This window comes from Streptomyces sp. 1222.5 (assembly GCF_900105245.1).
GTDB lineage: Bacteria > Actinomycetota > Actinomycetes > Streptomycetales > Streptomycetaceae > Streptomyces > Streptomyces albidocamelliae.
Window position 1 is genome coordinate 6,521,312 of sequence record NZ_FNSZ01000001.1, and the last position, 23,054, is coordinate 6,544,365.

Consider the following 23,054-nt stretch of genomic DNA (forward strand, 5'->3'; position numbering starts at 1 on the left):
GTGGAACGGGAGCGTGTCGGGCTCGTGGCCCTCTGTGACACGCATAGAGCCGAGTGAACAGTTGTCCCCCCAACTTCTACGCGCGTCAATCTCCTGCCTGACGGCGGGAGTTGTCAAGGTTTCGGCCATGTATGCGGGCTGACCGGTAGATGAACCGGGCTGCATGGGTGGAAATCCGTCTAGGCTGAGCGGCTGAGCCCGTTCACGGTCCGAGGAGAACCAGCCGATGCCAGACAGCTCCCCCCTGCCGCCCGTACGGCTGCGCCCCGAAGCGGAGCTGGCGCACGCCGCGCTGTCCACGCCCCTGCTCTCCCGGGCCGCCCGCCTGGCCCGCTGGGCCGGGCCCGAGACCCGCGTGGACGCCGGCGGCGGACTCGCCGAGGAGCAGTTGCCGGCCGCGGTGGAACTCCTCGGGCTGACCGGTGACGACGCCGTCGCCCATGCCGGTGAGGCGTGGCGGGTCGCCGTGGACGCGGGCCTGGTGGAGATCGTCGACGAGGAGGCCGGCACCGTCCGGGCGGGGGCGGAGCTGGGACTGCTCACCGGCGGTTCCCCGCACGACGTGCTCGCCGTGTGGCTCGCCGCCCTGGAGACGGTGCTCGCCGACGCGAGCGTGCCCGACCTCGACGACCTGGTCGCCGCCATGGACGAGGACGGCGAGGTCGATTTCTCGTCACTCGACTGGGACCCGGAGGCGGAGGCGGAGTTCCTCGACGGCGTCCTCGGCAACCTCTATCTGCTGACCGTCAGTGAGGACGGTCCCGGCGAGGGCCCCGTCCCACTGCCCGCCCTCGCCGCGTCGATGATCGTGCCGGACGACATGGGTGAGCCCACCAACGACGTCCTGGAGCAGGTCTCCGACGCGATGATGCGCCTCGACGACCAGTTCCGGACCCTGGAGCCGGTCGGACTGGTCGAGTACCGGCCGGTGGACGAGGCCCTGATGGCCGACGCCGACGAGGAGCCCGCCGCGCTCGTCGACGACACCGACGTCTCCCGCTACGGCATGGTCCGCCTCACCCCGCTCGGCGTGTACGGGCTGCGGGCGCGGCTGCTGGAGGCCGGCTTCGAGGCACCCGCCGTCGGTGAACTCGCCGACAAGGGCGCGGACGCGCTGCTCGACGGCACGTCGGCGTTCGGGCAGTCCGCGGCCCGCGCCGAGACCGAGCAGTGGCTGGCCCGCCGCGAACCCCTCGCCTCGGCACGGGAGTTGCTGGCCGCGGCGCGGGGAGCCGACCTCGGGGCGCCGCTGCGCAGGCTGCGCTGCCAGCAGGCCCTGTCCCTGGTGGGTCCGGAGGCCGAACCCGCTCTGCGGGAGGTCCTCGACGACCCCGAACTGGGCGGCCTCGCCCGGGTGTGGCTGAGCGAACGCGGGGCCGCCGGCGTGCCGGCACCCTCCGAGGCGCTGGTGTTCTGGCTGACCGTCGACACCGTGGCCGCGCAGCTTCAGGCCGAGGGGAACTCCGACGAGCTCCAGGCGCTCGTGGAGGGCCTGGCCGAGCAGCACAGCGGCTTCTTCTCCGCCGCCTGGCGGGTGGACCACCCCGCCACCGCCGACGTGCTGGAGGCGATGGGCCGGCTGCACCCCGACAAGAAGGTGGCGAAGGAGGCCCGGAAGGCCGCGTTCAAGGCCCGTTCCCAGCAGGGGGGCTGAGCGACGGGAGCCCGGGCCCGGCGATCGGGGGCCGGGGACGCGAGAGGGCCGGAAGGCCGGATCCGGACCCCCGCCCGCACCGGCGACTGATGCCGTCGGTCCCGCCGGGCGGGGACGGCTGACGGTCGGGCGCGTCCGGAATGGTCCGGCGCCCCGCGTCGGCCGGGAGCGTCGACTGCCGCACCGGACGGTGGGGACGGTGCTTTTGCTGGGCATGGGGCAGTTCATGCGGATTCTCGAACACGGGCCCCCGAAGTAGCCCCGCGTTCAACTCCCGTTCAGAAGTGGGCGGGAACGTGTGCGCCGAAACCGAGGCCCGCCACCCTCCACGGCACTCCCACCGTCACAGGAGACACCATGTCGCTCACCCGCAGGGACTTCGCCAGGAAATCCGCGATCACCGGTGCCGGGGTCGCCCTGGCGGGCAGCGTCGGCGCACTCGCCACCGCGCCGAACGCCCTCGCGTCCACGGAGACCGACACCGAGAGCGCGGACGGCGCGCCGGCACACGGCCACCACGGCGTCGGCTACGGCCCGCTGCTCCCCGACCCCGACGGCATCCTCGCGCTGCCCGCCGGGTTCCGGTACGAGATCATCACCTACAGCGGGAAGACCAAGCTGGAGTCGGGCGAGTTCACCCCGTCCAACCACGACGGCACCGCCACCTTCCGCGGCCCCCGCGGCACCACCCTCCTCGTCAACAACCACGAGCTGGCCGGCGCCCGCGCCCAGTGGCCGCACCCTGTGCCGCTCACCGAGGGCCTCGTCTACGACCCCGCCGCGGCCGGCGGCTGCACCGTCGTCGAGGTCCGCCACGGCGGCGAGGTCGCCGAGTGGGTGGGCATCGCCGGCACCGCCACCAACTGCGCGGGCGGCAGCACCCCGTGGGGCACCTGGCTGACCTGCGAGGAGACCGAGGACAAGGCCGGCAAGAACGGCTTCACCAAGGACCACGGCTACGTCTTCGAGGTCGACCCCGAGGACCGCCGGGCCAACCGCGACCCCAAGCCCGTCAAGGCCTTCGGCCGCTACGCCCACGAGGCCGTCGTCATCGACCCCAAGCTCGGCCACGCGTACCTCACCGAGGACGCCTCCAGCCCCAACGGCCTGTTCTACCGCTGGGCCCCGCCGGAGGGCTTCCGCCACGGCCGCGGCAAGCTGCGCACCCTCGCGGACGACGCGGGCGTGCTCCAGGCCTTCAAGTGCTTCGACTCCGGCGGCACGTTCGTCGACGACCTCTCCCGCGCCACGAAGGTCGGCACGGTCTTCGGCGTCGACTGGGTGGACGTCCCCGACCGCGACGCGAAGACGGTCTCCGTCCGCAAGCAGTTCACGACCGGCCAGGTCACCCGCGCCCGCAAGCTGGAGGGCATGTGGTGGGGCGACGGCGGCGTCTACGTCGTCTCCTCCTACGCCCGTGCGGAGAGCCCGGTCCAGCACGACGGCCAGGTCTGGTTCTACGACCCCAAGCGCCGCACCCTGACCCTGAAGGTCCTGCTCGGGGTGAACCCCGACCCGGCCGAGGACGGCGCCTTCGACGGCCCGGACAACATCACCGTCTCCCCCTACGGCGGCCTGGTCATCGCCGAGGACGGCGAGGGCGTCCAGCACCTGTTCGGCGCCACCGACAGCGGCCGCACCTACCCGATCGCACGCAACGAGCTGAACATCGGCACCCCGGAGGAGCCCGAGTACAGCGAGTTCACCGGCGTCACCTTCTCCCCGGACGGCCGCACCCTGTTCGCCAACATCCAGACCCCCGGCATCATGCTGGCCGTCACCGGTCCCTGGAAGCGGCAGAAGCGGGGCTGAATCCCGCGCCGCGATTAATTCGCTCGCCCGTCCCGCGGCCCCCTCCTAGAGTGATGTTCGTCCAGGAGCGGGAGCCGCCGGCCTCGATCCCCGGACACCGAAGAAATTCACGCACCTCCCGGTGCGAAGGCAACGGCTACTTCCCTTTCCCGGAATGAAGAACAGCCGTCGCCGAGCTGATCTCGGGAGGCGCGACACATGGTGGGTGTCCGGTGCGCAGGCAGCGGTTACTTCTTTGATCGGACGGTTGCGGGTTCGAGTCCCGTCACCGACCCCGGGTCGGTGTAGCTCAATCGGTAGAGCATCTGGATAAGTCCGCAGCCGACTTCTGAACTCGGGCACCCTCCATTTGTCGCGCCTCCCTCCGAAAAGGCCACGAACAGTCACGAATTCGGGGGAATTCACCATGGCGCGATTCAACACGCGTACGACCAGGGCACAGCCGAAGTCGGCGGTCACGTCGACCGGCCGCATCCTGCGGACCTACGAGGGCGGACGGGGGCAGGAGCGCGACCCTCGCTCCGAGCTCTTCCTGCTCGCGGTGGCGAACTTCGTCTCGCAGGACACCTTCTACGAGAAGGGCGCCGACCGCGACGACCGGTACACCCGCCTCGTGCGCGACCTCGCCGTGACCGACCCGGTCTGGACGGCCGGGCTGCTGCGCTGGCTGCGCGGTGACGGCAACATGCGGACGGCCTCGATCGTGGGCGCCGCCGAGTACGTGCACGCGCGTCTCGCGGCCGGCGCGACCGACGGACCGTCGAACCGGCAGGTCGTGGACTCCGTGCTGCAGCGTCCGGACGAGCCCGGCGAGCTGCTGGCCTACTGGACGTCGACGTACGGCCGCGCCGTGCCCAAGCCCGTCAAGCGAGGTGCCGCCGATGCCGTACGACGGCTGTTCCACGCCAAGTCGCTGCTCAAGTACGACACCGCGACCAAGGGTTACCGCTTCGGCGACATCCTGAACCTCGTGCACGCGTCCCCGGACGCGGACAAGCCGTGGCAGGGCGAGCTGTTCCGGTACGCCCTCGACCGCCGGCACAACCCGGACACCGCCGTGCCGCCCGCGTCGCTCCCGGTGCTCACCGCGCACCGCGAGCTGATGGCCCTGCCGGTCGCCGAGCGCCGGGCGGTCGTCACCTCGCCCGGCGGCGCCGAGCGGCTGGCCGCGGCCGGGATCACCTGGGAGGCGCTCGCGGGCTGGCTCCAGGGCCCGATGGACAAGGCGGCCTGGGAGGCCGTCATCCCGTCCATGGGAGCGATGGCGCTGGTCCGCAACCTGCGCAACTTCGACCAGGCCGGAGTGTCCGACGAGGTCGCGGCCCGGGTCGCCGCGCGGATCAGCGACCCCGAGCAGGTGGCACGCTCGCGGCAGTTCCCCTTCCGCTACCTGGCCGCCTACCAGCACGCGCCGTCGCTGCGCTGGTCCTACCCGCTGGAGCAGGCGCTCGGCCACTCGCTGGCCAACGTGCCGGCGCTGCCGGGCCGGACCCTGGTGCTGGTCGACCGGTCGGGCTCGATGTTCTGGTCGCCGGTGTCCGAGCGCTCGCAGCTCAACCGGGCCGACGCGGCGGCGATCTTCGGCACCGCCCTCGCGCTGCGGGCGGCGAGCGCCGACCTCGTGCAGTTCGGTTCGACCAGCGACAAGGTGAGGTTCCGCAAGGGGGAGTCGGTGCTGAAGGTCCTGGAGCGCTTCGGTGACCTGGGCGGCACCGACACCACCGCGGCGGTGCGCCGGCACTACAAGAAGCACGACCGGGTGCTGATCGTCACCGACGAGCAGTACGCGCCGAGCGGGCACGGCGGCCCGACCGCCCAGATCCCGGACCGGATCCCGGTCTACACCTGGAACCTGGAGGGCTACCGGGCGGGCCACGGCCCGTCGGGCTCGGGCAATCGGCACACCTTCGGGGGTCTCTCGGACGCGGCGTTCCGGATGGTGCCGCTGATCGAGGCGGCCCGCGACACCCGCTGGCCGTGGCAGCACTGAGCCGCGACGGCCGGCATCGGGCGTGGCCCGCACTTCACGGGGGGTGCGGGCCACACCCGTGTCCGCGCGCGGGCGCACGCCGGGACCGGCCGGGCCGGGGATCGGTAAAATCCGGGGAGAACCGCCGGTTCGCGAGGAGTTGCTGGATGTCGCACGTCAGGCCCATGCGCGCGGACGCTCGGCGCAATTACGAGCGGTTGCTGGAGGTGGCGGCGGAGGCCTTCGCCGAGCACGGGGAGAACGCGTCGCTCGACCAGATCGCCAAGCGGGCGGGCGTCGGCTCCGGCACGCTGTACCGGCACTTCCCCACGCGGCAGGCGCTGCTGGAGGCGGCGTACGTGGACCGGATCGAGGCGCTCGGCAGACGCGCCGACGAGCTGGCGGCGGAGCTGCCGCCGGAGGAGGCGCTCCCGGCGTGGCTGACCGAGCTGTGCGCCGCCACGATACGACTGCGGGGCATGAAGGCCCTGTTGGGCGCGGCCGTCGCGGACGGCGGCGCGGTGGCGGTGACGGCCTGCGGTACGGCGGTGCAGGGGGCGGCGACCCGGCTGGTCGGGGCCGCTCAGGAAGCCGGGTTCCTGCGGGCCGACCTCTCGGCGATCGAGGTGCTGCGGCTGGCGCACGGGGTGGCCACGGCGTCGGAGCTGGGAGGCGGGGGGCCGGAGGAGATCCGCCGGTATCTGACCTTGCTGTGGGCGGGGCTGCGGGCGTAGCGGGCGGCCTGCGCGCGGGGCTGTCCTGCGCGCAGGCCGGAGTCGTCCGCGGAACCGGGGCTCCGGGGAGCTACAGCGCCCTCGCCCCCGGGTCCACCATGTTGCGGACCGTGCGGGCCTTGACGAAGTCGCCGATCGCCGTCATGTCCCACTCGCCGGAGAACTGGCGGACGAGCTTGGCCATCATGACGCCCGTCTGCGGCTCGGCGCCGGTGAGGTCGAAGCGGACCAGTTCCTCGCCCGTCGCCGTGTCGACGAGACGGCAGTACGCCTTGGCGACCTCCGTGAACTTCTGTCCGGAGAACGAGTTGACGGTGAAGACCAGGCCGGTGACGTCCTGGGGGATGCGGCCGAGGTCGACCACGATGACCTCGTCGTCGCCGCCGCCCTCGCCGGTCAGGTTGTCCCCGGAGTGCTTGACCGCGCCGTTCAGGATCGTCAGCTTGCCGAAGTAGCAGCTGTCGATGTGGTTGCGCTGCGGGCCGTAGGCGATGACCGAGGCGTCCAGGTCGATGTCCTTGCCACGGAACGCGGGCTCCCAGCCGAGGCCCATCTGCACCCGGGAGAGCAGCGGCCGGCCGCCCTTGACCAGGGACACGGTCTGGTTCTTCTGCAGGCTGACCCGGCCCTTGTCCAGGTTGATCTTCCCGGCGCCCGGCGCGGGGGGAGCGGGCGGTGCCGGGGGCATGGGGGGAGCGGCCGGGGCGGACACCGCCGGGGCCGGCGGGGCCGGCGGGGCGGCGGGTGCTTGCGGTGCGGCGGCGGGAGCGGCGGCCGGTTCCTCCACCGTCACGCCGAAGTCCGTGGCGATGCCGGCCAGTCCGTCGGCGTACCCCTGGCCGACGGCGCGGGCCTTCCACTGGCCGTTGCGGCGGTAGATCTCGACGATGACCAGTGCGGTCTCGGTGCCGAGCTGCGGCGGTGTGAACGAGGCCAGTTCGGTGCCGCCGTCCGCGTCGCGGATCGTGGCGGTCGGCTCGATGCCCTGGAAGGTCTGGCCGGCGGCGTCCGGGCTGGCGGTGACCACGATCTTCTCGATGTCGGACGGTACGGCCGCGGTGTCGACCGTGATGGCGTCGGGTGACGTACCGCCGCCGGAGCGGTACGTCACGCCGGGGCCCGCCGGCTGGTTGTAGAAGATGAAGTCGTCGTCCGAGCGCACCTTGCCGTCGGCGGTGAGCAGCAGGCCCGACACGTCGAGCCGCACCGGGGCGGCGACGTCCACCGTCACGCGCGCGGCGGAGAGAGGGATGTTCGAGCCAGGGGTCATAGCTGTCATGCCGGGTGAACGAACGAGGTGGCTTTACCGTTCCCTTACCAGCCGATCGGCCTACGGCACCACGACGATCTTCCGTCCCACCCCGGCCGCGAACTGCTCCAGCGCCTGAGGGTAGCGCTCCAGCGGGATCCGGTCGCTGATGAAGACGTCCGGGTCCAGCACCCCGCCGGCGAACAGTTCGGCGGCCCGCTCGAAGCTGTGCAGCACGGCCATGGAGCCGGTGATGGTGATCTCCTGGTTGTAGACGCGGTACGGGTCGATGGTGACCCGGGTCGCGTAGTCGGCCACACCGAACTGCAGGAACGTCCCGGCCTTCGCGACCCGGTCCAGGCCGTCCTGGATGGCCGCCGCGTTGCCGGTCGCGTCGACCACCACGTCCCAGCCGTGCGGCCGGTCGAGTTCGTCCGCGCCGGCCGCCGCGCCCGAGACGCCGAGCCGGCGGGCCGTCTCCAGGCGGGCGGGGTTCACGTCGACCACGTCGACGCTCGCCGCGCCGGTCCGCTTGGCCAGTTCCAGCATCATCAGCCCCATGGTCCCGGAACCGTAGATCAGGACATGCGCGCCGAGGCGCGACCGGAGCACGTCGTAGCCGCGGACCGCGCAGGAGAGGGGTTCCACCAGGGCCGCGTCCTCGGTGCGCACGTGCTCGGGCAGCTTGACGCAGTTGGCCACCGGGGCGAGGGCGTACCGGGCCGCGCCGCCGGCCGTCGTCACGCCGATCGCGGCCCACCGTTCGCACAGGTTGTTGTGGCCGGTACGGCAGTACCGGCACTCGTAGCAGTACAGCGACGGGTCGACCGCCACCCGGTCGCCGACGGCGACCTCCGTGACCCGGGTGCCGACCCCGACCACCTCGCCGGCGAACTCGTGCCCCGGCACGATCGGCAGCTCGGGGGCGAACTCGCCCTGGAGGATGTGCAGGTCGGTGCCGCACAGGCCGCACGCGGCGACCTCGACGACGACCTCGCGGGGCCCTGGCGTCGGGTCCGGGACCTCGGTGACGACGGCGCGGCCCACGGACTCGATGACGGCGGCCTTCATTTCACGGCTCCCAACGACAGGCCCTGGACCAGTTTGTCCTGGGCGGCGAACCCCGCGGCGAGCACCGGCAGGGAGATGACGAGCGACGCGGCGCACACCTTCGCCAGGAACAGGCCCTGGCTGGTGATGAAGCCGGTCAGGAAGACGGGGGCGGTCTCGGCGACCACGCCCGTCAGGACCCGGGCGAAGAGCAGTTCGTTCCAGCTGAAGATGAAGCAGATCAGGGCGGTGGCGGCGATGCCGGGCAGGGCGATCGGGGCGACCACGCGCGCGAGGATCACGGGCAGTCGGGCGCCGTCGACGCGGGCGGCCTCGATGACGGCGACCGGCACCTCGGCGAGGAAGGACTGCATCATCCACACCGCGATCGGCAGGTTCATGGAGGTGTACAGGACGACCAGGAGCCAGATGTTGTCGAGCATTCCGGCGTTCTTGGCGAAGAGGTAGATCGGCAGCAGTCCCGCGACGGCCGGCAGCATCTTCGTGGAGAGGAAGAAGAACAGGACGTCGGTCCATTTCCGCACCGGGCGGATGGACAGGGCGTAGGCCGCCGGGAGGGCCAGCAGGAGGACGAGGAGCGTGGAGGCCGCGGACGCCACCAGGGAGTTGATCAGGGCGGGCCAGGGGCTCGCCCCGCCGCCGCTGCCGAAGAACTCGCGGTAGCCGTCGAGGGTCAGCGAGGCGGCGAAGGAGGGCGGATTGGCCGCCGCGTCGGCTTCCGAGTGGAAGGACGTCAGCGCCATCCACGCGATGGGCAGGAAGAACACGATCCCGGTCAGCCAGGCCATGAGGCCCAGGCCGCCTCGGCGCAGGGCACTCATGCGCGGGACACCTCCTCGCGGAACAGGGACGACACGACGCGCAGGGCGAAGGTCGCGATGACGATCGAGCCGACGACCACCAGGACGCCCGCGGCGGAGGCGAGCCCGTTCTCGTGGGCCTGGTAGAAGCTCTGGTAGACGGTGTAGGGCAGGTTGGCGGTGCCGAGGCCGCCGGAGGTGAGGGTGAAGACGGCGTCGAAGTTCTGCACGATGTAGATCGACCCGAGGAGGGCGCCGAGTTCGAGGTAGCGCCGCAGGTGGGGCAGGGTGAGATGGCGGAAGATCTGCCAGTCGCTCGCGCCGTCGACGCGGGCGGCCTCGATCTGCTGCTGGTCGCGGCTCTGCAGGCCGGCCAGCAGGATCAGCATCATGAACGGCGTCCACTGCCACACCAGGGAGGCCTCGACCGCGAGCAGCGGGGTCTTCGAGATCCAGTCCGGCTGCGGGCCGCCCACCATGTGCAGCAACCCGTTGAGCAGGCCGTACTCGGGGTTGTAGAGCACGTGCTTCCAGAGCAGGGCGGCGGCCACCGGTACGACCAGGAAGGGGGCGATGAGCAGGGTGCGGACGATGCCGCGGCCGCGGAACCTGCGGTCCAGCAGCAGGGCCAGCGCCAGCCCCAGGACCAGGCTGGCCAGCACCACGGCCGCCGTGAGCAGCACGGTCGTCCACACCGAGTGGCGCAGGTCCGTGTCGGTCAGCACCTGGCGGTAGTTGTCGAGGCCGGTGAAGTGACGGGCCTTCGGGTAGAGGGCGTTCCAGTCGAAGAAGGAGATCACCAGCGTGGCCACGAACGGCAGCTGGGTCACCACGATCATGAAGACCAGGGCGGGCAGCAGCGGGGCCCGGGTGGCCCAGGCGCGCAGCCGGGCCGGGGGCCGGCGTACCGTCCGTGCGGGAGTGGCCGTGAGCGGGGCCGTCGTCGTCGCTGTCATCGTCCCTCGTACTCCTCGGAGATCCGCTCGGCGAGCGCTTGAGACTTCTTCAGGGCCGTGCCGACGGACTGGCGTCCGGCGATGGCCGCGCTGATCTCCTGGGAGACCTTGGTGCCGAGGTCGGTGAACTCGGGGATGCCGACGAACTGGATGCCGGGCGCGGGGCGCGGCTGTACGCCGGGGTCGTTCGGGCGGGCGCTCTCGATGGCCTCCCTGGTCATCTCCTGGAAGGCGGCCGCCTCCTTGCGGTAGGCGGCGTTCTCGTACGTCGACGCGCGTTTGCCGGCCGGGACGTTCGACCAGCCGCCGGTGTCGCCGACCAGTTGCTCGTAGCCCTTGCCCGAGGCCCAGGAGACGAACTTCCAGGCCTTGTCGGGGTTGCGGGAGGCGTGCTGGATGCCCCAGGCCCAGGTGTAGAGCCAGCCGGAGGACCGGGTCTCCTGCACCGGGGCGGGCGCGTAGCCGAGCTTGCCCCTGACCGGGGAGCCGTCGGCCTCCAGCAGTCCGGCGGCGGAGGTGGCGTCGTACCACATGGCGACCTTGCCCTGCGTCATGTTGTTCAGGCACTCGGCGAATCCGGACTGGGCGGCGCCGGACTCGCCGTGCTCGCGGACGAGGCCGACGTAGAACTTCGTCGCCTTCTCGAAGGCCGGGGAGTCGAGGCGCGCCGTCCAGTCCTTGTCGAACCAGGTGCCGCCGAAGGTGTTCACGACCGTCGTCAGCGGTGCCATCAGCTCGCCCCAGCCGGGCAGTCCGCGCAGGCAGATGCCCTTCATGCCGGGCCGGGCGCCGTCCGCCTCGGCGGCGAGCGCGGCGACCTGCCGCCAGGTGGGGTGGGCCGGCATGGTCAGGCCCTTCGCCGCGAACACGTCCTTGCGGTACATCAGGAAGGACGACTCGCCGTAGAAGGGCTGCCCGTAGAGCTTGCCGTCGTCGCCGGTGAGGGACTGGCGCATGGGCTTCAGGACGTCCCCCTCGTCGTACGCGGGGTCCGCCGCGACGTACCCGTTCATCGCGTGCAGCCAGCCGTTGCGGGCGTAGATCGGTATCTCGTAGTTGGAGAGCGTGGCCACGTCGTACTGGCCCGCCTGGTTGGCGAAGTCCTGGCTGATCTTGTCGCGGACGTCGTTCTCGGGCAGCACCGTGAAGTTGACCTTGATGCCGGTCTCCTTGGTGAAGTGCGCGGCGGTCAGCTTCTGCAGCTCGGTCATCTGGGGGTTGTTGACCATCAGGACATTGATGGAGTCGCCGCCGGAACCGGTCCCGCCCGCACCGGCCCAGCAGCCGGAGATCAGCGGGGCGAGCAGCGTCCCTGCGGCGGCCATGGCGAGCGTGGCTCGCGGCCTCCGTCGGCTCGGGGTGCGCATGGATCGCTCCTGGAGGTATGGGGACATAGGGGGCGCTCGGAGGGGTGGCGCGCCCCCAGGGGAGGTGAGTGGAGGTGGGTGGGGCAGTCAGACCCGGATGACCTGCGGGCCCAGCAGGGAGTAGCGGTGGGCCTCGGCGGCCGGGAGCAGGGTGCTCGTCACGATCGCCTCCAGGGCGCCGACCTCGGCGAACCGGCAGAAGCTGACCGCTCCGAACTTGGTGTGGACCCCGGCGAACACGGTCCGCCGGGCGCCCCGGATCGCCTGCGCCTTGACCTCGCCGACGGCGGGGTCGGGGGTGGTCAGGCCGTGCTCGCGGGAGATGCCGTTGGCGCCGATGTAGGCGAGGTCGATGACGAAACCGGCCAGCATCTTCGTGGTCCAGTGGTCGACGGTGGCCAGGGTGCCGGGGCGGACCCGGCCGCCCAGCAGCAGGACGGAGACGTGCTCGGCCTCCACGAGGGCGCCCGCGACCGGCAGGGACGCGGTGACCACGGTCAGCGGCCGGTCCCGGGGGAGGGCCTCGGCGATGAGCTGCGGGGTGAAGCCCTCGTCGACGAAGACGGTCTCGGCGTCCCCGAGCAGCTCGGCCGCGGCACCCGCGATCCGGCGCTTCTCGGGCACGTGGCTGGTGGCCCGGAAGGCGAGCGTCGTCTCGAAGCCGGCGCTCTCCACCGGGCAGGCCCCGCCATGGGTGCGGCGGACCAGGCCGTGGTCCTCCAGCGCGCGCAGATCGCGCCGGACGGTCTCCTTGGCCACGCCCAGCTCGGCGGCGAGCGCGGTGACGTCCACCGAGCCGGTGGCGCGCGCGGCCCGCACGATCTCGCGCTGGCGTTCTTCCGCCGTCCTCGTGCTCATGCCGTCACCCGCTTCCCTGTGGAACTGCCCGTTCGGGCCCATGGAGGAAGTTCTACAGCGGGTGCGTGGCGCTGACCAGGTCTGTTGCGGGCCCGATACTGCCCGGGTGTGCCCGTTCGCCGCGTGCCGTGCCCGTCGCGGACCTGCGACGGCGTGTGCCGCGGGGTGGGAGCGGGCGGCGCGGATGCCCGAACGCGGCGCGGGCGGGCCCGTTCGGTGCCCGCCCACGCGCGTGGGCCGTCCGTTTCCGGCTTGCCGGGCCCGCCGGCGTCACGGCTGTCCGGAGCCGCCGGCGGCTCAGTACGGCCAGATCGGCGGGTCGGTCACGAAGTGCCCGCCGAGGCGGCTCTGGGCGGGGTCCGCCGGGTCCAGCTCGCCCTGCTCGGCGATCAGCTTCGCGGCCCACGGTTCGGAGTCGTCCCGCGGTTCGTAGCCCAGCGCCCGTGCCGAGGTGAGGTCCCACCACAGGCGGGTGTTGGCGGAGGAGCCGTAGACCACCGTGTGGCCGACGTCCTCGGCGGTCAGGGCCGCGTGGAAGAGACGGGCGCCGTCGGCCGGGCTCATCCACACCGAGAGCATGCGCACGCTGGTCGGCTCCGGGAAGCAGGAACCGATGCGGACGGAGACGGTCTCCAGGCCGTGCCTGTCCCAGTAGAGCTGTGCCAGGTCCTCGCCGAAGGACTTGGAGAGGCCGTAGAAGGTGTCCGGGCGGCGCGGCGTGTCGACCGGGATCAGCGGATCGCCCGCGCGCGGGGCGGGGGTGAAGCCGACGGCGTGGTTGGAGGAGGCGAAGACGATCCGGGGCACACCTTCCAGGCGGGCCGCCTCGTACAGGTTGTAGGTCCCCTCGATGTTCGACCGGAGCACGCTCTCGAAGGGGGCCTCCAGGGAGATCCCGGCGAGGTGGAGGACGGCGTCCACGCCCCGCACGGCCTCGCGCAGGGCCTCCTTGTCGGCGAGGTCCGCGGTGATCGCGTCCGGTGCGTCGTCCACGGGGCGTACGTCGAACAGGCGCAGTGTGTGGCCGTGCTCCGGCAGCAGGGACCGCATCAGGGTGCCGAGCCCGCCGGCGGCGCCGGTGAGCAGGACGGTGCGGGGTGCGGGCATCCTCGGTCTCCTTCGACGTCAACGGCCGCGTTCATGGACTGCATTCACATGCGTGGACACGCTAGGGAGCGCTGACTCGCCTCGTCAAGTGTGCCGTGAGCGGGGGAAATCCGCCGTCGATGCGCCCGTTCGCGCGCTTGACCCGCTCCGCGGACGGCCCGTAGCGTGAGATCGTTCAGAAATATAGACGACGATCAGAAGCATGCACCGACAGGGAGCGCTCGTGACGCCTGCCCCTCTCGCCGCCCGGCTCCGCCACCCGAGCGGGCCGCTCTTCTTCCCCGTCACCGCCTACGGCCCCGACGGCGCCCTCGACCTCGACGTCTTCCGCACCCATGTGCGCAGCGGCGTCGCGGCAGGTGCCGCCGCCGTGTTCGCCTGCTGCGGCACCGGGGAGTTCCACGCGCTGCTGCCGGAGGAGTTCGAGGCCTGCGTCCGGGCGGCCGTGGAGGCCGCCGAGGGGCGCGTCCCGGTCGTCGCGGGCGCCGGATACGGCACCGCGCTCGCCGTCCGCTACGCCCGTCTCGCCGAGGGCGCGGGCGCCGACGGCCTCCTCGCCATGCCGCCGTACCTCGTGCTCGCCGGACAGGAGGGGCTGCTGCGGCACTACCGCGAGATCGCCGCCGCCACCGCGCTGCCGGTGATCGTCTACCAGCGGGACAACGCCGTCCTCACCCCGTCGACGGCCGTGGAACTCGCCCGCACCGACGGCGTCATCGGCCTCAAGGACGGCCTCGGCGACCTCGACCTCGTGCAGCGCATCGTCAGCGCCGTCCGTACCGAGGCACCCGGCGAGTTCCTGTACTTCAACGGCCTGCCCACCGCCGAGCAGACCCAGCTCGCCTACCGGGCCCTGGGCATCACCCTGTACTCCTCGGCGGTGTTCTGCTTCGCCCCCGAGATCGCGCTCGCCTTCCACCGGGCGCTCGAAGCGGACGACACGGCAACCGTCCGGCGCCTGCTGGACGGCTTCTACCGGCCCTTCGTCGAACTGCGCGCCCAGGGCTGCGGCTACGCCGTCTCCCTCGTCAAGGCCGGCGTACGGCTGCGCGGCCTGGACGTCGGCGAGGTCCGCCCACCGCTGCACGAACCGGCCGAGGACCACGTCGAACAGCTCGCTCGGCTGATCGAGCGCGGGCACGCGCTGCTGGAGGAGGACGCGTGAGGGCGTCGGCGTTCGTCTACCCCTGGGACGTCAACGGGGACCCCGGGGCCGCGGCACGCATCGCCGGACTCGGCGTCGAGCAGGCGACCCTCGCGTCCGCCTACCACTCCACGCGCGCCCTGACCCCTCGCCACCCCCGCCACCGCGTCGTCACCGCGGAGTACGCGGCCGTCCTCTACCCGCCGGGCGACCGCTGGGCGGGCCGCGGCCTGCGCCCGTACCCCGCAGGCCGCTGGGCGCCCGGCAACGCCTACGGGGAGGCCGCCGACGCGCTTGCGGGCGCCGGTCTGGAGGTGCACACCTGGGTCGTCCTCGCCCACAACTCCCGCCTCGGTGCCGAGCATCCGGACACCTCCGTCGTCAACGCCTACGGCGACCGCTACCCCTGGGCGCCCTGCATCGCCCAGCCCGCCACCCGCGCCTACCTGGTCGACCTCGCCGCCGAGGCCGCGGTACGCCCGGGCGCGCACGGCACCGAACTGGAGTCCCTCGGCTGGTACGGGCTCCAGCACCTGCACGCGCACGACAAGACCTCCGGGATCGCCCTCGGTGACGCCGGGCAGTACCTGATGTCCCTGTGCTTCTGCCCCTCGTGCCGGGACGGGTACGACGCGTACGGCCTCGACGCGGACGGACTGGCGGCGGCCGTGCGCACCGCGCTGGAACCGCTGTGGCGGGGCACGGCGGACGACGGGGGCTGGCCCACGGTCGGCAAGCTGCTCGGCGAGGACACCGCGGCCGCCACGCGCGCGTGGCGTGAGGAAACGGCCGCCGGCCTCCAGGAGGAGGCCGTCTCCGCCGTACGTGCCGCCGCGCCCGAGGGCTTCCAGGTCCTGCTGCACGCCGACCCGGTCTCCTACCACTGCGGTGCCAACGCGGGTGTCGACCCCGCCCGCGTGCTCTCCGTGGCCGACGGCGTGGTGGTGCCCTGCACGGGTGGTACGGCCCTGTTGGCGCCCTTCGCCGACCACGCGGGGGAACGGACGGTGCTGGCCGCCAACCTCACGGTCGTCGCCGGCATGGGCGGCGGTCCCGGCACGCTCGCGGCGGACGCGGCACGCGCGCGTGCCGAGGGCGCGACGGAACTACGGCTGTATCACGCCGGGTTGGCGTCGGACGGCGACCTGGCGGCGGTGCGGGAGGCGCTGTCCGCGCGCTGAGCGAGCACCGCGGCCGTCGCGAGCAGGCCGATGCCGTACAGCGGCAACAGCAGCACGGGGGAGGCCAGTTCGACCAGCCCGGCACCCGCGCCCAGCCCGACGGCGTTGGGCGTGAACACGAGGGTGTTCGCACAGGCCGTCGCGCGGCCCAGCAACGGGCCGGGCGTCCGACGCTGGACGGCGGTGAACACCGCGACGAGCACACAGGGCAGGCCCAGGCCGATCCCCGCGGCGGAGGCGAGCGCGACGGCGTCGCAGGGCACCGCCCGCGCGGCGACCGAGAACGCCGTCAGCGCCGTTCCGGCCGCCGCGAACCGGCGCCCGCCGAGCCGCCGCAGCGCGGCCCCCGCGACGAGCCCGGCCGCCACCGAACCGGCGCCCTGGACGGCGGACAGCACACCCGTCCAGGCGGGGGAGTGTCCGAGGCGGTCCACGACGGCGTACGTAGTCGTGCTGCTCAGCGCGGCCAGCAGCATCGTCGTACCGCCCGCCGGGACCAGCGCGCGCAGCTCGGGGTCGCCCCACAGTTGCCGGACGCCCGCGGCGGTCTCCCGCGACCAGCCGGCGCCGGACCGGACGGGCCGTTCCTCGCGCACCCGAAGCAGCAGGCACAGACCGGCGGCCAGCACGAAGGTGACCGCGTCCAGACAGGCCACGGCCGGGCCGCCGAAGGCCGCGTACAGCGCCGCGCCGGTCAGCGGGGCGACGAGCTTCGTGCCCTCCGCCGCGGTCATCCGCAGCCCGTTGAAGTCGCCCAGGAGCCGGCCCGGGACGGCCGCGGTGACCAGGGCCGACTCCGCGGCCTCGGCGACGGCGCCGACGGTGCCGTACAGGAGCAGGACGGTGAACAGCAGCCACAGCCCGACGGGCGAGCGGACGGCGAAGAGCGTCGTGAGGACGGCGGCGAGCCCCAGGTTCAGGGCGACGAGCAGGGGCCTGCGGCGCACGCGGTCGGCGATCGTGCCCAGCGCCGGGCCGGCGAGGGTGGGCGCCCACGCGGCGAGCATGCACAGGGCGGGCAGGCTGTCGGACCCGGTCAGGTCCTTGACCCACACGCCGACCGCCAGCGACAGGGAGGTGGTGCCGAAGGCGGACACCACCACACTCGCGAGGTACAGCCCGGCGTTGCGGTCCCGCAGGACGCGGCGCACGGTCCAGGAAGTCGTCATGCCAGGTCATCGTGGGCCTGAGGCGGGCACCACCGGATCGGTGAGGTGCCCTATTCCGGGACGGGATCCGCGGCGGCCGCGGCGGCGACAATCCGTCGGAACCTGGCACGGACGCCCCTGGGGCGCAAGCGGGCGGAACCCTACCGTCGAGCGCATGCGCTACCTCGCTCCGGTCCTCATCGGCCTGCTCTACGTCGTCCTCATGTCCCTCGTCCCCGAGCCGCACCGGCGCCGCCTCAACGCCGTCATGGTGGCCGGTGCGGGCGCCGCCTACCTCAGCGGCGGCGGCCTCGGCGGCTGGGAGTTCGCGTTCACGGCGGTCGCCACCTGGGTCGCCTACCGGGGACTGGACTCCTGGACCTTCGTCGGCGTCGGCTGGCTGCTGCACACCGCATGGGACGTCGTGCACCACCTCAAAGGGCATCCGATCGCCCCCTTCGCCCACGACTCCTCGTTCGGCTGCGCGCTGTGCGACCCGGTGATCGCCCTGTGGTGCCTCCGCGGCGGACGCGCGCCGTGGATAGGGGGGCGCGGCACCGATGAGTTTCCGGCCGCCGCCCGGTCAGCACTGGGTACGGGTACCGCACCCTCGAAGGAGTGAGCCATGACCATGGTGGACCTCGGCCCGCAGACCAGGATCCTCGCGGGGCTCGCCGAGTCCGTGCCCGACGACCGGCTTGCGGACGCCACCCCCTGCCCGGATCTCGCGGTACGCAACCTGCTCGGCCATCTGCTGCATCTCTCCGTGGCCTTCCGCGACGCCGCCCGCAAGGACTTCGGGGCGACGACCGACACCAACCCGAACGCCACCCTGCCGGACATCGGCCCCGGCTGGCGCGCGGAACTGCCCAAGGCGCTGGACGAGCTGGCCGACGCCTGGCGCGACCCGGCCGCCTGGACCGGTGACACCCGGGCCGGCGGGGTGGACCTGCCGGGTGCGGTGGCGGGCGCCGTCGTCGCGGACGAACTGGTGATCCACGGCTGGGACCTGGCCCGCGCCGTCGGCGTGCCCTACGCCCCCGACCCGGACGCCCTCGCGTCCGCCCACGGCTTCCTGCAAGCCGCGGCCGACGACCCGAGCCGCGGCGGCGGCATCTTCGGCCCGGTCGTCCCGGTCCCGGCGGACGCACCGCTGCTGGACCGGGCGGTAGGCCTGAGCGGGCGGGACCCGGGCTGGCGGCCGGGGGCGCGCGGCTGAGTATCCGCTCGGCTCGGCATGAGTACCCGGGCCGGTGCGGTGGGCCACCCGGCGCCGGTTCACTGACCCCATGACGACACCGCACCGCACGACGGTCCGGGGCGCGGCGGCCGGGGACGAGCGGGACCCGCGGGCCTGGGTGGCCCCGACGGCCGCGACGGCCCTGATGGTCCCGCTCGGCCCCCTCGCCCTGCTCTTCGGCGGGCTGTCCGCCATGGCGACGGACAGCTGCGGCCCCGACGACTGCTCGACCGCCCTCCAGACCGCACTGGCCTGGATCTACGGCATCCTGCGCATCGGCGGCCCGATCACGTTCGGGGCCCTGCTCGCCGCCTGGCTGCTGCCCTGGAAGCGCCGCTGGTCGGCGGCGCGGGTCTGGGCGGCCCTCGCCGCGCTCGTGCCCCCGCTGGCCGTGCTGTTCCTGGTGTTCACCCTTCCCGCCCCCTGACCGGCCGGGCCGCGCCCCCCTGCGGCACGGCACCGCCGGGATCCGCCCGATCCGGCAACCGGTGTTCCGTTTGCCGGAGTGGCGGGGGTCCGGCCGGTCGGCGTCGTACGCTCCCTTCCATGCCGCTCACCCTCACCGTCCTCGGTACCGCCTCGCCCCACCCCGGGCCGGACCGGCCCTGCTCCGGGTACCTGGTGTCCGGCGGGGGCGCCGAGGTGTGGGTGGACGCCGGGCCCGGGACGTTCGCCGCGCTGCAGCGGCACACGGACCCGGCGCGGCTCACCGCGATCTGGATCTCTCACCTGCACGCCGATCACAGCGCCGACCTGCTGTCCGCCGCCTACGCGTTCGCCTTCGGCGGCGTGACCCCGCCCGCGCCGATCCCGCTGTACGCCCCGCAGGACTGCGCGCGGCGCCTCGCGGGCTTCTTCGGCCGCGCCGACGTCGACTTCCTGAAGGGCGTCTTCGACTTCCGGGCCCTGTACGACGGCTGCGACGTCCGGCACTGGAACCTCCGCCTGACCGCGCGGGCCGTCGTCCACGACACGGAGGCGTACGGGCTGCGCGCCGAGTCCCAGGGCAGCGTGCTGGCGTACTCGGGGGACACCGGACCCTGTCGGGCTCTCGCCGAAATCGCCGCCCGGGCCGACCTGTTCCTCTGCGAGGCGGACGTCGACGTGCATCGCGAGGGCGGACGCCCGCACCCGGTGCACCTGACACCGGAGGACGCCGGCCGGGTCGCCCACGACGCCCGGGTGCGCGAACTGCTCGTCACCCATGTCGGCCCCACGCTGACCCGCGAGTCGGCGACAGCCCGCGCCGGCGCCGTATTCGGCCGGCCGACACGCATGGCCGTCGAGGGCGACCTCCACACCCTCTGAGCGTCCTCCCGGTACCGCGCCGGCGTCCTTTTGTCAGAGGCATTGACGAAAGCCGGGCCCCCTCCTATCTTCAACGCGTCGTACTTCATACGTCATATATGAGACACGCCAGGTGAGATCCGAGAGGACGCCATGACCTCCCGCACGGCCTCTGTGCCCCCACCGATCCCCTCGCGCACGCAGTACGTGCTGGACGCGATCAGACACCGCATCCTCACGGGAGAACTGACGCCCGGCCGGGCGCTGGTCGAGTCGGAACTGGCCGCGCAGTTCGGGGTGTCCAAGACCCCCGTACGGGAGGCGCTGAAGACCCTCGCCGGGACCGGTCTCGTCGTGATGAACCAGTACAAGGGCGTCGCCGTGCGCACGGTGGACGCGGACATGGCGCGCGAGGTGTACGACGTACGGCTGCTGCTGGAACCCGAGGCCCTTCGACGGACCGTCCGGCGGGGCACCTCCCTCGACGCCGCCCGCGACGCGCTGACCCGCGCCGACGAGGCCGGCGACACCGCCGAACGCTCCCTGGCCAACCGGGAGTTCCACCGCGCCCTCTACCTGCCGTGCGGCAACCCGCTGCTCGGCCGGATGCTGGACGAGGTCCGCGACCAGGCCGCGCTCGTCTCCGCCGCCGCCTGGGCGGCCGACCCGTCCTGGGAGCGGGAGGCCGCGGAGCACCGCGAGATCCTGCGGCTCGCCCTCGGCGGCGACGCGGACGGCGCCGCGAGCGCCCTTCACGCGCACATCGCCTCGTTCGTGGAGCGGGCCTTCCCCCCGGACGCCGGGCCCCGGCCGGAGGAGGGCCGACGATGAGCACCCACACCTTCGAGACGCAACGGGCGGCCCTGGCCGACGTGGTGGCCATCCCGGTGACCCCCTTCGCCGCGGACGGCTCCGTCGACACCGGCACCCACCGGGTGCTGCTGCGCCGCCTGCTCGACGGCGGGGTCACCACCCTCACCCCCAACGGCAACACCGGCGAGTTCTACGCGCTCACCCCCGAAGAACGCCGCCTGGTCACCGAGACGACCCTCGAGGAGGCACAGGACCGCGCCGTCGTCCTCGTCGGGGTCGGGCACGACCTCCCCACGGCGACGGAATCCGCCCGGCACGCCCGCGACCTCGGCGCCCGGATGGTCATGGTCCACCAGCCGGTCCACCCCTACGTGTCGGCCGCCGGCTGGGTCGACTACCACCGCGCCGTCGCCGAGGCCGTACCCGGGCTGGGCGTGGTGCCGTACATCCGCGACGCCGGGCTGCCCGGCGCGCGCCTCGCCGAACTCGCCGGCCACTGCCCCAACGTCATCGGTGTGAAGTACGCCGTCCCCGACGCGGCACGCTTCGCGGCCTTCGCCCGGGACGCCGGCCTCGACCGCTTCGTCTGGGTCGCCGGTCTGGCCGAACCGTACGCCCCGTCCTACTTCTCCGCGGGCGCCACCGGCTTCACCTCCGGACTGGTCAACATCTCCCCGGCCGTCTCACGGAACATGCTGGAAGCCCTCCGGACCGGCGACTACCCGGCCGCCATGAATGTCTGGGAGCGGATCCGCCGCTTCGAGGAACTGCGCGCCGCCCACCGTTCCGCCGACAACGTCACCGTCGTCAAGGAGGCCCTCGCGGCGCTCGGCCTGTGCCGCCGGGACGTCCGCCCGCCGAGCAGTCCGCTGCCCGAGGAAGAGCGTGCCGAGGTCGCCGCCGTCGTCGCCGGATGGCCGACATGAGCACACCGCGCCGCGACCCCGCGGAACTGCGCAGCCACCAGTGGTACGGCACCGAGGGACTGCGCTCCTTCAGTCACCGGGCGCGCACCCGCCAGCTCGGCTACCTCCCCGAGGAACACCTCGGCAAGCCGGTCATCGCCGTCCTGAACACCTGGTCCGACATCAACCCCTGCCACGTCCACCTGCGCGATCGCGCGCAGGCCGTCAAGCGCGGGGTGTGGCAGGCGGGCGGCTTCCCGCTGGAGTTCCCGGTCTCCACCCTAAGCGAGACCTTCCAGAAGCCGACCCCCATGCTCTACCGCAACCTGCTCGCGATGGAGACCGAGGAACTGCTGCGCTCCTATCCCGTCGACGGCGCGGTGCTCATGGGCGGCTGCGACAAGTCGACCCCGGCGCTCCTCATGGGCGCCGCCTCCGCCGACCTGCCCGCCGTGTTCGTACCGGCCGGACCCATGCTCCCGGGGCACTGGCGCGGCGAGATCCTCGGCTCGGGCACCGACATGTGGAAGTACTGGGACGAGCGGCGCGCCGGCCTCATCGGCGACTGCGAGATGACCGAGCTGGAGAGCGGACTGGCCCGTTCGCCCGGCCACTGCATGACCATGGGCACGGCGTCCACGCTGACCGCCGCCGCCGAGGCGCTCGGAGTGACCGTGCCGGGTGCGTCCAGCATTCCGGCGGTGGACTCCGGGCACGACCGGATGGCGGCCAGGGCGGGGATGACCGCCGTCGAACTGGTCCACCGGGACCGGAAGCTGAGCCGCATCCTCACCCGCGAGGCGTTCGAGGACGCCGTCACCACCGTCCTCGGCCTCGGCGGCTCCACCAACGCCGTGATCCATCTGATCGCCATGGCGGGCCGCGCCGGGGTGCGGCTCACCCTCGACGACTTCGACCGCATCGCCCGCACGGTGCCCGTCCTCGCCAACGTCCGGCCCGGCGGACGGACGTACCTCATGGAGGACTTCCACTTCGCCGGCGGCCTCCCGGGATTCCTGTCCCGGATCCCCGACCTGCTCCACCTGGACCGGCCGACGGTCACCTGCGACACCCTGCGCGAGCAGATCGCGGGCGCCGTCGTGCACGACGACGACGTCATCAGGACCCGGGACCATCCGGTCGCGAGCGAGGGCGGGGTCGCCGTCCTGCGCGGCAACCTCTGCCCGGACGGCGCGGTCGTCAAGCACATCGCCGCGTCCCCGCACCTGCTCCGGCACACCGGCCCGGCCGTCGTCTTCGACGACTACCGGACCATGCAGCGCACCGTCGACGACCCGGCGCTCGGCATCACCGCCGACAGCGTCCTGGTGCTGCGCAACGCCGGCCCCAGGGGCGGCCCCGGCATGCCCGAGTACGGCATGCTCCCGATCCCCGGCCATCTGCTCGAGCAGGGCGTGCGGGACATGGTCCGGATCTCCGACGCCCGGATGAGCGGCACGAGTTACGGCACCTGCGTACTGCACGTGGCACCCGAGTCGTACGTCGGCGGACCGCTGGCGCTGGTCCGCACCGGGGACCTGATCACCCTGGACGTCGCCGCCCGCAGCCTGCGTCTGCACGTGACGGACGAGGAGCTGCGGCGGCGCCGGGCCGAGTGGTCCCCGCCGCCCGCCCGGTACGAGCGCGGCTACGGCGCCCTCTTCGACGAACAGATCACCCAGGCCGACACGGGCTGCGACTTCGAGTTCCTCACCCGCCCGGGCAGGACACCGGACCCGTACGCCGGCTGAGCCCCGGC

Annotated in this window: 21 protein-coding genes; 13 read left to right on the forward strand and 8 right to left on the reverse strand. The window is 73.0% G+C overall.

Annotated features, from left to right (window positions below):
• Positions 1–226: 226 nt before the first annotated feature.
• The 4 genes from BLW57_RS29465 to BLW57_RS29480 all read left to right on the forward strand — a co-directional run bounded on the left by BLW57_RS29465 (position 227) and on the right by BLW57_RS29480 (position 6,169).
• Positions 227–1,654: a hypothetical protein gene (locus BLW57_RS29465; protein WP_093478657.1), complete on the forward strand. Its 1,428-nt coding sequence runs from the start codon at positions 227–229 to the stop codon at positions 1,652–1,654.
• A gap of 357 nt (positions 1,655–2,011) precedes the next feature.
• Positions 2,012–3,466 (forward strand): alkaline phosphatase PhoX, encoded by a 1,455-nt coding sequence (locus BLW57_RS29470; RefSeq protein WP_093478658.1) that lies wholly within the window; start codon positions 2,012–2,014, stop codon positions 3,464–3,466.
• A gap of 406 nt (positions 3,467–3,872) precedes the next feature.
• Complete coding sequence (locus BLW57_RS29475) at positions 3,873–5,456, forward strand: TROVE domain-containing protein (protein ID WP_093478660.1); 1,584 nt, start codon at positions 3,873–3,875, stop codon at positions 5,454–5,456.
• A 146-nt stretch (positions 5,457–5,602) separates the two neighbouring features.
• Positions 5,603–6,169, forward strand: coding sequence for a TetR/AcrR family transcriptional regulator (locus BLW57_RS29480; protein WP_093478661.1), 567 nt, complete (start codon positions 5,603–5,605; stop codon positions 6,167–6,169).
• 70 nt (positions 6,170–6,239) lie between these two features.
• Here the strand turns inward: BLW57_RS29480 and BLW57_RS29485 are convergent, their stop codons facing one another.
• The 7 genes from BLW57_RS29485 to BLW57_RS29515 all read right to left on the reverse strand — a co-directional run bounded on the left by BLW57_RS29485 (position 6,240) and on the right by BLW57_RS29515 (position 13,577).
• A complete protein-coding gene (locus BLW57_RS29485) occupies positions 6,240–7,439 on the reverse strand; it encodes a TerD family protein (protein ID WP_093478663.1) in 1,200 nt (399 codons plus the stop codon).
• Between the two features lie 60 nt (positions 7,440–7,499).
• Positions 7,500–8,489: a zinc-dependent alcohol dehydrogenase family protein gene (locus tag BLW57_RS29490; protein WP_093478664.1), complete on the reverse strand. Its 990-nt coding sequence runs from the start codon at positions 8,487–8,489 to the stop codon at positions 7,500–7,502.
• Positions 8,486–9,310 carry a carbohydrate ABC transporter permease gene (locus BLW57_RS29495; protein WP_093478666.1) on the reverse strand — a complete coding sequence of 275 codons (825 nt, stop codon included), beginning with the start codon at positions 9,308–9,310 and terminating at the stop codon, positions 8,486–8,488. Before BLW57_RS29495 ends, BLW57_RS29490 begins: the two co-directional genes overlap by 4 nt.
• Positions 9,307–10,245, reverse strand: coding sequence for a carbohydrate ABC transporter permease (locus tag BLW57_RS29500; RefSeq protein WP_093478667.1), 939 nt, complete (start codon positions 10,243–10,245; stop codon positions 9,307–9,309). Before BLW57_RS29500 ends, BLW57_RS29495 begins: the two co-directional genes overlap by 4 nt.
• Positions 10,242–11,612, reverse strand: a complete 1,371-nt coding sequence (locus BLW57_RS29505; protein ID WP_093478669.1) for an ABC transporter substrate-binding protein — start codon at positions 11,610–11,612, stop codon at positions 10,242–10,244. Before BLW57_RS29505 ends, BLW57_RS29500 begins: the two co-directional genes overlap by 4 nt.
• An 87-nt stretch (positions 11,613–11,699) precedes the next feature.
• The gene (locus BLW57_RS29510; protein ID WP_093478670.1) at positions 11,700–12,470 is read right to left on the reverse strand and encodes a DeoR/GlpR family DNA-binding transcription regulator; all 771 of its coding nucleotides are present in this window, start codon (positions 12,468–12,470) and stop codon (positions 11,700–11,702) included.
• 297 nt (positions 12,471–12,767) lie between these two features.
• Positions 12,768–13,577: an NAD-dependent epimerase/dehydratase family protein gene (locus BLW57_RS29515; protein WP_093478672.1), complete on the reverse strand. Its 810-nt coding sequence runs from the start codon at positions 13,575–13,577 to the stop codon at positions 12,768–12,770.
• Between the two features lie 223 nt (positions 13,578–13,800).
• Here BLW57_RS29515 and BLW57_RS29520 point away from each other — a divergent pair, with 223 nt between their 5' ends.
• Complete coding sequence (locus tag BLW57_RS29520; protein ID WP_093478673.1) at positions 13,801–14,742, forward strand: 5-dehydro-4-deoxyglucarate dehydratase; 942 nt, start codon at positions 13,801–13,803, stop codon at positions 14,740–14,742.
• On the forward strand, positions 14,739–15,902 hold the full coding sequence (locus BLW57_RS29525; protein WP_093478675.1) for a hypothetical protein: 1,164 nt from the start codon (positions 14,739–14,741) through the stop codon (positions 15,900–15,902). The genes BLW57_RS29520 and BLW57_RS29525 overlap by 4 nt, the downstream gene beginning before the upstream one ends.
• On the opposite strand, the gene BLW57_RS29530 is transcribed toward BLW57_RS29525, so the two are convergent.
• Positions 15,839–17,071: an MFS transporter gene (locus BLW57_RS29530; RefSeq protein ID WP_093478676.1), complete on the reverse strand. Its 1,233-nt coding sequence runs from the start codon at positions 17,069–17,071 to the stop codon at positions 15,839–15,841. The two genes, BLW57_RS29525 and BLW57_RS29530, sit on opposite strands and share 64 nt — an antisense overlap.
• A 154-nt stretch (positions 17,072–17,225) precedes the next feature.
• Here BLW57_RS29530 and BLW57_RS29535 point away from each other — a divergent pair, with 154 nt between their 5' ends.
• From BLW57_RS29535 to araD, 7 genes are all read left to right on the forward strand, one after another.
• A complete protein-coding gene (locus tag BLW57_RS29535) occupies positions 17,226–17,672 on the forward strand; it encodes a DUF6010 family protein (protein WP_093478678.1) in 447 nt (148 codons plus the stop codon).
• 3 nt (positions 17,673–17,675) lie between these two features.
• Entirely contained in the window at positions 17,676–18,269 is a 594-nt protein-coding gene (locus BLW57_RS29540; protein WP_093478679.1) for a TIGR03086 family metal-binding protein, read from the forward strand.
• Between the two features lie 70 nt (positions 18,270–18,339).
• Positions 18,340–18,717: a hypothetical protein gene (locus BLW57_RS29545; protein ID WP_093480946.1), complete on the forward strand. Its 378-nt coding sequence runs from the start codon at positions 18,340–18,342 to the stop codon at positions 18,715–18,717.
• Between the two features lie 119 nt (positions 18,718–18,836).
• Positions 18,837–19,598, forward strand: a complete 762-nt coding sequence (locus tag BLW57_RS29550; protein WP_093478681.1) for an MBL fold metallo-hydrolase — start codon at positions 18,837–18,839, stop codon at positions 19,596–19,598.
• Between the two features lie 132 nt (positions 19,599–19,730).
• Positions 19,731–20,408, forward strand: a complete 678-nt coding sequence (locus tag BLW57_RS29555) for a GntR family transcriptional regulator (protein ID WP_093478682.1) — start codon at positions 19,731–19,733, stop codon at positions 20,406–20,408.
• Positions 20,405–21,316, forward strand: coding sequence for a dihydrodipicolinate synthase family protein (locus BLW57_RS29560; protein ID WP_093478684.1), 912 nt, complete (start codon positions 20,405–20,407; stop codon positions 21,314–21,316). The genes BLW57_RS29555 and BLW57_RS29560 overlap by 4 nt, the downstream gene beginning before the upstream one ends.
• Positions 21,313–23,046: an L-arabinonate dehydratase gene (gene araD, locus BLW57_RS29565; protein WP_093480947.1), complete on the forward strand. Its 1,734-nt coding sequence runs from the start codon at positions 21,313–21,315 to the stop codon at positions 23,044–23,046. The genes BLW57_RS29560 and araD overlap by 4 nt, the downstream gene beginning before the upstream one ends.
• Positions 23,047–23,054 lie beyond the last annotated feature (8 nt).